The organism is Novosphingobium sp. EMRT-2, assembly GCF_005145025.1.
In the GTDB taxonomy this organism is placed as follows: Bacteria; Pseudomonadota; Alphaproteobacteria; order Sphingomonadales; family Sphingomonadaceae; genus Novosphingobium.
In genome coordinates this window covers 1,412,372-1,425,115 of record NZ_CP039695.1, presented here as the reverse complement: position 1 = coordinate 1,425,115, position 12,744 = coordinate 1,412,372, and the positions used below count along the sequence as shown (strand labels likewise).

The following is a 12,744-nucleotide window of genomic DNA, read 5'->3' as shown; positions in this document are numbered from 1 at the left end:
GTTCTCGTTCGAGGAAAAGTCCGATCCGCAGTGTCTCGTCAGATGGGCACCGGGAGAGGGATTATCCAATGAGCATCAAGATCAGGGGATCTGTTTGGTTGCTCGCCGCAACCGCGCTGGCGGTGCCGGGCATGGTCCAGGCACGTCCGACCAGCCGTGAAGCCGCACTCGAGGCGCGCCTGCAACGGCTCGAAGCCGAAATGACGCAGCTGCGTGCCGATCTCAAGAGCGCGCGCGACGAGCAGGCAGCCCATGCCGATCAGGCTGCCAATCAGGCTATCGCGGTGCGGCAGACCGCCGAACAGGCGCAGGCCCAGGCGCTGGCCGCCACGCGCACGGCGGAAGCCGCCGCCACGAAAAGCGACGAGGCGACGGCCAAGGCCACCGCGCTGGCGGACGCCGCGCCGAAGCAGGGTTTCCGCTCGGGCAATTCCAGCGTCGTCCTGTCGGGCTACATCAAGCTGCTGGCTAGCAGCGCGCGCTACAGCGGCGGCGACGATCCCAGCAATTCGCTGGGGCGCGACCTTTACCTGCCGCAGTCGATCCCGGTGTTCAACCCGGCCAGCCCGACCTCGCCGACGCGTGTCACCGATTTCACCGCCAAGCAGACCCGGTTCTGGGTGGATGCCAACACCAAGCTCGGCAGCCACGCGCTGAAGGCCTATATCGAGTTCGACTTCCAGGCTGCGCCGGGCACGCCGCAGGCGCTGGGGCAGGGCACGCAGCGGACGACCAACGCCTATGACCTTGCTATGCGGCGCGCGTTCGTGCAGTTCGATCGGTGGATGTTCGGGCAGGAATTCACCAACTTCTCGAACCCCGCCGTCTATCCCGAAAGCACCGACTATGTCGGCGGCGTCGATGGCCTGATCTTCGTGCGCCAGCCGATGGTCCGCTACAGCCTGCCGCTCGACAAGGGGCTGACGCTGCATCTCGCGGCGGAGAATCCCGAAACGGCGTCGGCCACGGCAGGTGCCGCCGCGCTGATCGAGAATGGCGAGGACCACGCGCCCGATTTCACCGCGCGGCTCGAATACGCGGGCAAGTTCGGGTTCCTCGACGTTGCCGCGCTGGGCCGCCAATTGCGCGTGGACAACGCTCGGACAGGCTTGGCCCACATCAGCGATTCGCGCGTGGGCTGGGGCATCAGCACCACCGGCAAGATATTCCTCAACGAAAAGCACACCAGCGACGTCCGCTTCCAGGCGACCTATGGCGAAGGGATTGGCCGCTACCTGGGCCTGAACTTCAGCCCGGATACGGTGCTGCAGGCCAATGGCCAGCTCGGCAGCGTGCGCAACCTGGCCCTGTTCGGCGCGGGCCGCTTCGCGCTGAACGATCAATGGCGCGTGAACCTGATCGGCAGCTTCCAGCGTGTGAGCTACGCCGGCTATCTCAACCGCACCACGGCGGGCATCGCCATGTACAACCGCCAGGCGTGGAGCATCGCCGGCAACGTATTCTATTCGCCGGTCAAGAATGTCGACCTTGGTGTCGAATACCGCCATGGTGACCGGCGTCTGGTCAACGATCTGAACGGCCACGTCGATCGCCTGGATTTCGCCGCGAAGTATAGTTTCTAGAAGAAGTACCTAAAAATCATAACGATGCACGCGGCTCTTCGGGTCGAACAGCCGTAAAATAGACGTTCAGATCCTGTCTGGGACTGGGAGAGGCAATCATGGACTATCAGGAAATACCGGCGGATGCCGTCGGACTGCCAAAGCATCATCAGGCGACACACAGCGAAAAGCTGATCATCACGGCATCGTCACTGGGCACGGTGTTCGAATGGTACGATTTCTACCTCTATGGTCTGCTGACCTCGATCATCGCGGCCAAGTTCCTGACCGGGCTGAACCCGACCACGTCGTTCATCATGGCCCTGCTGGTCTTTGCGGCGGGCTTCATCGTCCGCCCGTTCGGCGCGCTGGTCTTCGGCAAGATCGGCGATACCTTCGGCCGGCGCTATACCTTCATCATCACGCTGGTGGTGATGGGGCTTTCCACCTTCCTCGTCGGCTGCCTGCCCACGTACGAGACGGTCGGCGTCGCCGCGCCGATCATGCTGGTCGTGCTGCGCATGTTCCAGGGGCTGGCACTCGGTGGCGAATACGGCGGCGCGGCGACCTACGTCGCCGAACACGCGCCCAACAACAAGCGAGGCCTCTATACCAGCTGGATCCAGATCACCGCCACGGCGGGCCTGGCCATGGCGCTGCTGATCGTGATCACGGTGCGTTCGCCCGTGACCGGCGTGGGCGAGGATGCGTTCAAGGCCTGGGGCTGGCGCGTTCCCTACCTGCTGTCGGGCCTGTTCCTGGTGGTGGGCCTGTGGCTGCGCCTGAAGCTGCATGAATCGCCGGTGTTCCAGAAGATGAAGTCGGAAGGCACCGCCTCCAAGGCGCCGCTGACCGAAGCCTTCGGCGAATGGAAGAACCTGAAGGTCGTACTCATCGCCTTCTTCGGCGCGATCGCCGGGCAGGCCGTGATCTGGTACACTGGTCAGCTCTACGCCATGTATTTCCTGGAAAAGATGCTCAAGGTGGATGGCATCCAGGCCAACACCCTGACGATCATCGCGCTGGCGATGGCCACGCCGTTCTTCCTGTTCTTCGGCTGGCTTTCGGACAAGGTCGGTCGCAAGCCGATCATCCTCGGCGGCGCGGCGCTGGCGGCCGTCACGCTGTTCCCCGTGTTCCATGCCTTGACCGACGCGGCCAACCCCGCGCTGGCGAAGGCCCAGGCCACGGCGCCGGTGAAAGTGACGGCGTTCCCCGGCGAATGCTCGTCGCAGTTCGATCCGGTGGGCGGCAACAAGTTCGACACCACCAGCTGCGATATCGTCAAGAACGCGCTCGCCAAGGCGGCGGTGAACTATGAGAACGTCGCCGCACCGGCTGGTGCCATCGCGTCGGTGACCATCGGCGGGGAAACGATCCTGGCGCCCGATCCGTCCACGGTTTCCGGCGACGACCGGAAGAAGGCGATCGCCGCCTTCACCGCCAAGGTCGCGGGTGCGCCTGAAGTGAAGGCGAAGCCGGCGGAGGGCGACAAGCCCGCGGTCGAAGCCAAGCCCGCCGTGGTGGGCGAGCTGGAGAAGGTCGGCTATCCGGCCAAGGCCGATCCGGCGCAGATGAACAAGCCGCTCGTCGTCGCGCTGCTGTTCTACCTCGTGCTGCTGGTGACGATGGTCTACGGCCCGATCGCGGCCATGCTGGTGGAACTGTTCCCCAGCCGCATCCGCTACACCTCGATGTCGCTGCCCTATCACATCGGCAACGGCTGGCTGGGCGGACTGCTGCCGGCGATCGGTTTCGCGATGGTCGCGGCTAACGGCGATATCTACCACGGCTTCTGGTACCCGGTCGTGGTCGCGGCGGCCACTGTGGTGATCGGGCTGTTCTTCCTGCCCGAAACCTTCCGCCGGAACATCGACCAATGACCAATGGCGCCGCGCCTTGTGTTCGATCAAGGTGCGGCGCCGAACCCCTTGGTACGGGGACGGGGACAGGAGAGGTTCGACGATGAGCGAAGCCTACAGCCGCGCATGGCGCGACAGTATCGAGCAGCCGGAACGGTTCTGGTCCGAAGCGGCCAAGGCGCTGGAGTGGACCTCCGCGCCTTCGCGCGTGTGGGACGAAGATGGCGGCTGGTTTCCCGACGGTACGCTCAACACCGCGCACAATTGTCTGGACCGGCATGTCGCGGCGGGGCGGGGCGAAGCCGCCGCGCTGATCTATGACAGCCCGGTCACCGACACAGTCCGGCAGTATAGCTACGCCGAACTGCTCGAGGAAACCGGCCGCGTTGCCGCGATGCTGGCCTCGCTGGGCGTTGGCCGGGGAGATCGGGTGGTCCTCTACATGCCGATGATCCCCGAAACCGTGTTCGCCATGCTGGCCTGCGCGCGGCTGGGTGCGATCCATTCGGTGGTGTTCGGCGGCTTCGCGGCGCTCGAACTGGCCAAGCGCATCGACGACGCCACGCCCAAGGTGCTGCTGACCGCCTCGTGCGGCATCGAAGGCGCGCGCGTCGTTGCTTACAAGCCGATGGTGGACGAAGCGCTGGCGCTGGCGGAGCATCGGATCGAGCATGTCGTGCTGCTTCAGCGGGATCGGCTGGAAGGCACGCTGCACGCGCCGCGCGATCGCGACTGGCAGACCCTGCGCGCCGCCACGGCGGCTGATCCGATGCTCGCGCCGGTGCCGGTCGCGGCCGCCGATCCGCTCTATATCCTCTACACCTCCGGCACCACGGGGACGCCCAAGGGCGTGGTGCGCGAGAATGGCGGCCATGCCGTCGCGCTCGCCTGGTCGATGGCCAATATCTACGACATTGGCGCAGGCGACGTGTTCTGGGCCGCGTCTGATGTGGGCTGGGTCGTCGGCCACAGCTACATCGTCTATGCGCCGCTGCTGGTGGGGGCGACGACGGTGCTGTTCGAGGGCAAGCCGGTGGGCACGCCCGATCCCGGCACGTTCTGGCGCACCATTGCGCGCCACGGCGTGAAGACCTTCTTCACCGCGCCCACCGCGATCCGCGCCATCCGCAAGGAAGACCCCGACGGCCGGTTCATCGACGAGATCGGTACCGGGCGGTGCCAGGCGATCTTCCTGGCGGGCGAGCGGGCCGATCCGGAAACGATCGCCTGGGCGGAAGGCTGCACGGCGCTGCCGGTGATCGACCACTGGTGGCAGACCGAACTCGGCTGGCCGGCGATCGCCTCGTGCTTCGCGCTGGGCGACCTGCGCCGCAAGCGCGGCAGCGCCGGATTTCCCGTGCCGGGTTATGATTTCACGATCCTGTCGGAAGACGGCCATCCCGTGCCAGCCGGCGAAAGCGGCGCGGTTGCGATCCGCGCGCCCCTGCCGCCCGGGGCCTTTCGCACACTGTGGAACAACAAGGCCGGGTACGAGAAGAACTTCCTCGCCTTTCCCGGCTTCTACGAAACGGGCGATGCCGGCTACATAGACGCCGAAGGCTTCGTGCACATCATGGGGCGCACGGACGACATCATCAACGTCGCCGGGCACCGCCTGTCCACCGGGCAGATGGAGCAAATCGTCGCCGGGGTCGATGGCGTGGCCGAATGCGCGGTGATCGGCGCGGATGATGCCATCAAGGGCATGATTCCGGTGGCGTTCGTGGTGCCGCGCGCGGGCGCGGAGGGCGACGACACGATGCGCGACCGGGTGATCCGGGCCGTGCGCGCCGAACTCGGCGCCGTCGCCGCGCTCAAGACCGCGTTCGTGGTCCAGCAACTGCCCAAGACCCGTTCCGGCAAAATCCTGCGCAACCTGCTACGCAAGATCGTCAATGGCGAGGATTTCACCACCCCGCCGACGATCGAGGACCCCGCGGTGCCCGATGCACTGAAAGCCGCGGTCGGCGGGCACGCGCTGGTCTGAACCTTTCGCCCGGCCGCATCGGCGCGATGCGGCCGGCTCAGGGCCTTGGTCCGAAAGCGGCCATGAAGATATCGGTGACGTTGCGCGCTTCGGTTTCGACAGCCGCCGGCGCAGGGGGGGGCGCGCCCCACAGGATGCGCCGGTGCATCCCGCCAAGGCACAGCGAGGTCAACGCGTCGGCCGCCAGCTGCGGATCGGCCTGGCGCAATTGTCCGCTGGCCATGCCGTCCGCCATGAAATCTCGGAGCATCGCCAGCGTGGGGCCGGGCGCGCGTTCGAAGAACAACTGACCCAGCTCCGGATTGCGTCCGCTTTCCGCCACGATCAGCCGGTGCAGGCGCAACGGTTCGGGCAGGGTCAGCTTTGCCATGAAGCTGCGCGTGAATTGCAGAACGGCCGAAGGCATGTCCTTCGACGGGCGCAACAGGTCGGCGAACTGCTGGCGATAGGCGGCGGTGGCCTCATCCAGCACTGCCGCGATCAGGTCTTCCTTGTTGGGAAAATAGCTCCACAGCGTGGCCTTGGAGCCGCCCAGTTCGGCGGCGATCGCCGACATCGACGTGGCGGCATAGCCGTTGTCGAGAAACTGGCGCTTGGCCACTTCGACGATGGCTTCGCGCCTGTCGATCTTGCGCGCCTCGCGCTTTCCGGGAGGTTTCTTTCCTGACTGCGGCATGACCGTACTATAGAGTACAGTTTTATGTTGACAAGGGGCGGTTCGACGTTATTGCCTAACCGTACCACAGAGTACGGTTTTTCCATGACTCAGTCGAATTTCCCATTCCTTTCATCGCTGGCGTTCGGTGGCACGCTGTTGCTGGCAGGGTGCGCGTCGATTCCGCAACAGGGGCCAGCGCCTGTTGTTCGATCGGCGGACAGCTTCGCGGCTACGCGGGCGCTGGTATCGCCGACGGTTGCGACCGCGGCTCCTGCCTGGCCAGAGACGAACTGGTGGAGCGCCTATGGCGACAGCCAGTTGACCGCGCTGATCGAGGAAGGGCTGGCCGGCGCGCCCGATCTGGCGGCGGCGGCGGCGCGCCTGCGCGCGGCGCGTGCCCTGGAGCAGCAGGCCGGCGCCGCGCGCCTGCCATCGCTGGGCGTGCAGGGCAGCGTGGGCGAAAACAAGCAGAGCTACAACAACGGTATCCCGCCCGCGTTCGTGCCGAAGGGGTGGAACGATACCGGGCAGGTCGCCGCCACGCTGGAATTCGACCTCGATCTGTGGGGGCGCAACCGGGCCGCGCTGGCGGCGGCCACCTCGCAGGCTGAAGCGGCGCGGATCGATCTGGAACAGGCGCGGCTGGTGCTGTCCACCAACATCGCCAGCGCCTATGCCGATCTTGCCCGTCTCACGGCGGAACGCGCGGTGCAGGCACGGGCGCTGGAACTGCGGCAGCAAACGCGCGCGCTGGTGTCCGATCGCGTGACCACAGGCCTCGATACGCGCGGTGAACTCAAGCAGGCCGATGCCGCCGTGCCGGCCTCGCGCGCTGATCTTGCCGCCACCGACGAAATGATCGCGCTCACCCGCAACCGCATCGCCGCGCTGGTGGGCAAGGGGCCGGATCGCGGCATGGACATCGCGCTGCCCGCCGTGGTGGCAATCGCGCGGGGCTTGCCGGTGGACGTCACCACCGACCTGATCGGCCGCCGGCCTGACATCGCCGCCGCCCGTGCCCGGGTGGAAGCCGCTGCCAGCCGCATCAAGGTGGCGCGCGCCGATTTCTATCCGGCGATCAAGTTGAGTGCGCTGGCGGGGTTCCAGGCGCTGGGCCTTGGCAACCTGTTCGACAGCGGATCCACCTATGGGCAGGCGGGGCCGGCGATCAGCCTGCCGCTGTTCCGGGGCGGGGCGCTGCAGGGCCAGTACCGGCAGGCGCGCGCCACCTATGACGAGGCGGTTGCGAGCTATGATGGTACGGTCGCCACGGCGTTCCGCGAAGTGGCCGATGCCGTCGCCAGCCGGAACGCGCTGGCGACCCGTCTGGGGGAAAGCCGGCAGGCGCTGGCGGCTTCGGAACAGGCTTACTCCATTGCCCGGCAGCGCTACGAAGGCGGGCTTTCCACATACCTCAACGTCCTGACTGCCGAGCAGCAGGTGTTGCAGAACCGGATGGCAGTCGCCGATCTGGAAGCGCGTGCCTTCTCGCTCGACGTTGCCCTTGTCCGCGCGCTTGGCGGCGGATTTTCGATCACTAGCACCGCGGTTGCCGCACCGAAGGATTCCTCCCATGGCTGAAGCCGATCCCGCCGTTCAGACCCAAGGCGCCCCGATGGCCCCTGCATCCGGCGCCAGCGAGAAACGTCGTACCGCGCTGCGGGCGATCGCGGCGGCCGTGGTGCTGGCCGCCCTTGCCTATGGCGTGTGGTACGTCCTCGTCGGCAGCCACTATGTCGAGACCGACAATGCTTATGTCGGGGCCGATACCGCCAGCGTCACCTCGATGGTCGCGGCGCAGGTCGCGGGCGTTCCGGTGCAGGACACGCAGGTTGTGAAGAAGGGCGACGTGCTGGTGCAGCTCGACGATCGCGACGCCCGCATCGCGCTGGCGCAGGCGGAGGCGGAACTGGCCAAGGCCCGCCGGATGTATGGCCAGACCGCGGCGACGAGCACGGCGCTGGCGGCACAGGTTGCCGCGCGCGAGGCGGACATCACCCGCGCGCGGGCGCAGCTCGCCGCGGCCGAGGCGGAGTTCACCAAGGCCCGGATCGATCTCGACCGCCGCCGCCGTCTCGCGCCCAACGGGGCTGTATCGGGCGAGGAACTGACCAGCGCGACCAACGCCTTCGCGGCGGCGCAGGCCAATCTCGAACTCGCCCGCGCCGGCGTGGCACAGGCCGCCTCCACCCGTGGCGCGGCCAGCGGGCAACTGGCCGCCAACAACGCGCTGATCGTTGGCACCAGCGTGGCCACCGCGCCTGAAGTGCAGGCCGCCGAAGCCCGCGTGGCGCAGGCGCGGCTCGATCTGGAACGCACCGTGGTGCGCGCGCTCGTCGATGGCATCGTCACGCGGCGCAACGTCCAGGTCGGCCAGCGCGTCGCGCCCGGTGGCGTGCTGATGCTGGTGGTGCCGGTGGGCCAGCTTTATGTCGACGCGAACTTCAAGGAAGGGCAGCTGGCGAAAGTCAGGGTCGGCCAGCCGGTCACGCTCACGTCCGATCTCTATGGCGGCGGCGTGACCTATCACGGCAAGGTCACGGGGCTTTCGGGCGGCACCGGGGCTTCGTTCGCGCTGATCCCCGCGCAGAACGCCACGGGCAACTGGATCAAGGTTGTCCAGCGCCTGCCCGTGCGCGTCACGCTCGATCCGCAGGAACTGCGCGATCATCCGCTGCGCGTGGGCCTGTCGATGACCGCCGAGGTTGACGTTTCCGGCAAGTGAGGAGGCGGTCCCATGGCCGGTTCGACTGAGGCTCCCGTAGCGATCCGTGGCGCCGCGCTGGTGATCGCCGGGATCGTGCTGGCGGCGTCCAACTTCATGGTCGTGCTCGATACGACCATCGCCAACGTGTCGGTGCCCCACATCGCCGGCAGCCTGGGCATTTCCACCAGCCAGGGGATATGGATCATCACGTCCTATTCCGTGGCGGAGGCGATCTGCGTTCCGTTGACCGGCTGGCTTGCCGGCCGTTTCGGCGCGGTGCGTACCTTTATCTTCTGCATGATGGGCTTCGGCATCTTCTCGATGCTGTGCGGCATGTCGCCCACGCTTGGGATGCTCGTGGCCTGCCGGATCGGGCAAGGACTGTGCGGCGGGCCGCTGATGCCGCTGTCGCAGACGCTGCTGATGCGTATCTTCCCGCCCGAACAACGCAACCAGGCGATGGCGCTGTGGGCGATGACCACGGTTGTCGCTCCCATTCTCGGGCCGATCTGCGGCGGTTCGATCAGCGATGCGTGGTCGTGGCACTGGATCTTCTTCATCAACGTGCCGGTGGTCCTGCTGTGCAGCTTCGGCGCGATGCGGGTGTTGCGCCCGGCCGAAACGCCGACGGAAGACCTGCGCGTCGACCGTACCGGCCTCGTGCTGATGATCATCTGGATCGGGGCGTTGCAGATCCTGCTTGACCTGGGGCGCGAGCGCGACTGGTTTGGCGATCCACTGATCGTGGCGCTGGGTGTTGTCGCCGCGATCTTCTTCGCGATTTTCCTGGCCTGGGAACTGACGGAGGAACAGCCGATCGTCGATCTGCGGGTGTTCCGGCACCGGGGGTTCACGGTATCCACGCTGTCGCTGGCGCTGACCTACGCCTGCTTTTTCGCAACCTCGGTGATCATCCCGCAATACCTTCAGGTGGGGCTTGGCTACACGTCCACCGATGCCGGCTATGCCACCTCGTTCATTGGCGTGGGCGCGGTGATCATGGCCCCCATCGTCGGCCGCCTGGCATCGAAGGTGGACCTGCGCCTGCTCGTTTTCGGCGGCATCCTGTGGCTGGGCATGGTGTCCTGGCTGCGGTCGGGCTGGACGGCGGATGCCGATTTCTGGACGCTGTCGTTCCCGCAGATGGTGCAGGGCTTCGGGATGCCGGCCTTCTTCATCGCGGCGACGGCGCTGGGCCTGAGCGCGGTGGAGCCGCGCGAGACGGCATCGGCGGCGGGGGTGATGAGCTTCATGCGGACGATGGCGGGCGCGATCGGCGCGTCCGTCGCCACGACCTATTGGGACGACAGCCAGCGCGTCGCCCGCAGCGAGATCGTCGGGCGCCTGAACACGGCGCAGGCGGCGGACGGGCTCTCGGCGCAAGGCTTCTCGCTCAACCAAACGCGGCAGGTCATCGCCAACATCGTTGATCGCGAAAGTCTGGCGCAGGCGACCAACCACGTCTTCCTGGTGCTGGCCGTGCTGTTCGTGGCGTCGGCCATGGTCATCTGGCTGACGCCGAAACCGAGCCGCGAAGTGGATCGTTCGGCTGCGCACTGACGTGGAAACCGGGGCGGGCGGCGATTGCGTCCACCCCGGCTTTTCCGGCGCTTACAGCTTCCAGTTCACCTGCGCGGTAAACGACCGCTGCGGGAACGGGTGGAACAGGTAGTATCGGTCGTTGTTGAGGTTATCGACGCCCAGCGCGAAGTCGAAATGGTCGTTCACATGGAACACCGCGCGCATGTCGATCACGAAGTATTTGTAGAATCCCTGATTGGTGTTGCCCACCGTATCGCTGTTGTCCAGCGTGGCATAGTTGCGGCTGGCATAGCGCGCAGCACTGGTGAGCGAGAGCTTCTCGCTCGCCCGCCAGGTCAGCACCGCGTTGGCCTTCCAGTGCGGCACGCTGGGCAGCAGCTTGCCGACCGAGGCGGGAAAGGCGCTGTTCCGGCTGGTGATCGCGTCGGCATAGGTCACGCTGCCGGCCACGTCGAAGCCGGGCAGCACGTCGCGCCGGTCGATCGCCAGTTCCACGCCCCGTGCGCGCGTGCGATCGACGTTCTGGACATAGCTGCTGGTGATCCCCGGCGTGTTGATGTTGGTCTGCGAGATCAGCGCGCCATCGATCACCTCGTTGAACAGCGACACGCGCATCGTGCCATGGGCGTCCTGATGCTCGACCGCCAGTTCGCCGCTGCGCGCACGTTCGGGCCGCAGGTTGGGGTTGGGATTGGCCAGCAGCGTGCCCACCGTGGTTGCCTGATAGAGTTCGCCCACGGTCGGGAAACGCCACGCCTGCCCGAACGAAAGGCGCGCGGTCCACTGCGGCGCGGGCTGCCATGCGAGCGAGGCCTTGGGCGAGAAGCCGTTGGCCTTGCGTTCCGCCTGCGTCACCGATGCGCCGCTGGCGATCAGGTTGTAGCCGTCCCACGCGCGCCACCATTCCTGCCGCGCGCCCAGCGTCAGCGTCCACTGCGGGGTGATCCGGATCGCGTCCTGCGCCCACAGCGCCAGCGTGCGCGTCTTGCCGCGCGAGGCTGTGCTGAGCGCGCCTTGGGTGGCGGTACCGAGCCAGTTGCTCGCCAGGAAGGTCTGCGCCGCCAGCTTGTAGCGATCGCCATGCCCTCCGAAGCTGACCTCGTGTGCGCCGAGATGGAGCGCGGCCTTGGCGTCCAGCGTCATCCATCCGGTGCCGTCCTGCCGCTGGATCGTGCCGGGTCCGCCGGCGAAGGCGGACGGCAGCCTGTTGGCGGTCGGGCCGCTGGTCGCGGTCGATGGGCCGTTCTGGAGATCGTGCGCGTAGTCGTAGAGCGTGCCGACAACCTGCCAGTCGATCAGCTTCGACCCGCCCTGAGCGGTCAGTGCGTGCGAAAAGTGCAGCGCGTCGCGGGTATAGACGCCGGAATTGAAGCCAGTGGTCACGCCGCTGTTGGCGGTGGCGTAGGTCGTCGTGCCCGAGCCGTCGCGCAGATAGCTGTCCACGGTGCCGCGCGTCTTGTCGGTCCAGATGCCGAGGACGTAGCTGAGGCGCGTATTGCCGCCGAGATCGAGCGCGGCCTTGGCCTTCCAGGTGTTCTGTTCGTGATGCTCGATGCCGCCGGCGCCCAGTACCTTGATTGCGGTGCCGGTGCGGTTGCGGTCGTCATAGGCGCCGGTTGTTCCGGTCGGTGCGGCTGCGGCGGTCACGATGCTGATCGGCTGGCTGTTCGCTACCGTGCGCGTGCCGCTCAGGAACACCGCGAGCGGGCCGAAGCGGTCACCCACCGAACCGGCGAACTGCCACGTCGGCAGGGTCTGGTGCGTGCCATAGAGGTCGGACTGCTGAATATTGGTCAGGACCGAGGCGTGGGCTTCCAGCTTCTCGGGCAGGCGCGTGGTGATGTTTACCACGGTGCCGATGCTGTTGCCGGCATAGGCGGCGGAGAAAGGGCCGTAGAGCACGTCGATCCGCGCGATTTCCTCCGGCGTCACCAACGTCCAGCGCGGGCTGCCGTTGCCGTTGTTGTTGGCGATCAGCGCGGACAGGATCGCGCCGTCGGCGAAGATCAGGCTGCGCGCGCTGGAGCCAAGGCCCGAGGTGCGCGTGGCGATCGGCGCGAAGTTGTCGCCGATGTGCCGCTTGCGCACGATCAGGCTGGGCAGGTACTTGAGCGTATCCTCCACGCTGACCGCGTTGATCTTTTCGGCGATCAGGTCCGCGGTCACCGCCGCCTTGGTGGACGGTGCGTTCTCGATCGTGGCGGCCTGCTTCTGCGCGATCACCAGAATGTCGGAACGGGGCGCGTCGGACGCCGTGGCGGCGTCTTCCTCGGCATGGGCGACTATAGGCGTTAAGACCAGCACGGTGGCCAGCGTGGAAAGAGACGTGACGAACGAAATCCTCATGGCGGATTTCTCCTCCGGTATCGGTGGAATGGCGGAGGCATGGCGCGGATGGGCGCGATCATGCTTTCCTGGAACAGTGG

General features: G+C 66.7%; 8 protein-coding genes. 6 read left to right on the top strand and 2 right to left on the bottom strand.

Features of this window, described 5'->3' with window-relative positions; genetic code table 11:
* Window positions 1-68: 68 nt before the first annotated feature.
* From FA702_RS06945 to FA702_RS06935, 3 genes are all read left to right on the top strand, one after another.
* A complete protein-coding gene (locus FA702_RS06945) occupies window positions 69-1,583 on the top strand; it encodes a DcaP family trimeric outer membrane transporter (protein ID WP_136955535.1) in 1,515 nt (504 codons plus the stop codon).
* A gap of 98 nt (window positions 1,584-1,681) precedes the next feature.
* Window positions 1,682-3,445, top strand: a complete 1,764-nt coding sequence (locus FA702_RS06940; protein WP_136955534.1) for an MFS transporter — start codon at window positions 1,682-1,684, stop codon at window positions 3,443-3,445.
* 82 nt (window positions 3,446-3,527) lie between these two features.
* Window positions 3,528-5,411, top strand: a complete 1,884-nt coding sequence (locus tag FA702_RS06935) for an AMP-binding protein (protein ID WP_136955533.1) — start codon at window positions 3,528-3,530, stop codon at window positions 5,409-5,411.
* Between the two features lie 37 nt (window positions 5,412-5,448).
* Here FA702_RS06935 and FA702_RS06930 read toward each other — a convergent pair whose 3' ends face one another.
* Window positions 5,449-6,087, bottom strand: a complete 639-nt coding sequence (locus FA702_RS06930; RefSeq protein ID WP_136955532.1) for a TetR/AcrR family transcriptional regulator — start codon at window positions 6,085-6,087, stop codon at window positions 5,449-5,451.
* An 84-nt stretch (window positions 6,088-6,171) separates the two neighbouring features.
* On the opposite strand from FA702_RS06930, the gene FA702_RS06925 reads away from it, so the two are divergent.
* The 3 genes from FA702_RS06925 to FA702_RS06915 are packed head-to-tail and all read left to right on the top strand — an operon-like array spanning window position 6,172 to window position 10,336.
* Entirely contained in the window at window positions 6,172-7,650 is a 1,479-nt protein-coding gene (locus FA702_RS06925; protein ID WP_136955531.1) for an efflux transporter outer membrane subunit, read from the top strand.
* Window positions 7,643-8,794, top strand: coding sequence for an HlyD family efflux transporter periplasmic adaptor subunit (locus tag FA702_RS06920; protein ID WP_136955530.1), 1,152 nt, complete (start codon window positions 7,643-7,645; stop codon window positions 8,792-8,794). The genes FA702_RS06925 and FA702_RS06920 overlap by 8 nt, the downstream gene beginning before the upstream one ends.
* A gap of 12 nt (window positions 8,795-8,806) precedes the next feature.
* Window positions 8,807-10,336: a DHA2 family efflux MFS transporter permease subunit gene (locus FA702_RS06915; RefSeq protein WP_136955529.1), complete on the top strand. Its 1,530-nt coding sequence runs from the start codon at window positions 8,807-8,809 to the stop codon at window positions 10,334-10,336.
* Window positions 10,337-10,387: 51 nt separating this feature from the next.
* Here the strand turns inward: FA702_RS06915 and FA702_RS06910 are convergent, their stop codons facing one another.
* Window positions 10,388-12,664 carry a TonB-dependent receptor gene (locus FA702_RS06910; protein ID WP_136955528.1) on the bottom strand — a complete coding sequence of 759 codons (2,277 nt, stop codon included), beginning with the start codon at window positions 12,662-12,664 and terminating at the stop codon, window positions 10,388-10,390.
* Window positions 12,665-12,744: the final 80 nt, after the last annotated feature.

Bases quoted from the DNA above. Each gene is read 5' to 3' on its own strand.
- FA702_RS06945 (WP_136955535.1), top strand. From the start codon at position 69: ATGAGCATCAAGATCAGGGGATCTGTTTGGTTGCTCGCCGCAACCGCG.
- FA702_RS06940 (WP_136955534.1), top strand. From the start codon at position 1,682: ATGGACTATCAGGAAATACCGGCGGATGCCGTCGGACTGCCAAAGCAT.
- FA702_RS06935 (WP_136955533.1), top strand. From the start codon at position 3,528: ATGAGCGAAGCCTACAGCCGCGCATGGCGCGACAGTATCGAGCAGCCG.
- FA702_RS06930 (WP_136955532.1), bottom strand. From the start codon at position 6,087: ATGCCGCAGTCAGGAAAGAAACCTCCCGGAAAGCGCGAGGCGCGCAAG.
- FA702_RS06925 (WP_136955531.1), top strand. From the start codon at position 6,172: ATGACTCAGTCGAATTTCCCATTCCTTTCATCGCTGGCGTTCGGTGGC.
- FA702_RS06920 (WP_136955530.1), top strand. From the start codon at position 7,643: ATGGCTGAAGCCGATCCCGCCGTTCAGACCCAAGGCGCCCCGATGGCC.
- FA702_RS06915 (WP_136955529.1), top strand. From the start codon at position 8,807: ATGGCCGGTTCGACTGAGGCTCCCGTAGCGATCCGTGGCGCCGCGCTG.
- FA702_RS06910 (WP_136955528.1), bottom strand. From the start codon at position 12,664: ATGAGGATTTCGTTCGTCACGTCTCTTTCCACGCTGGCCACCGTGCTG.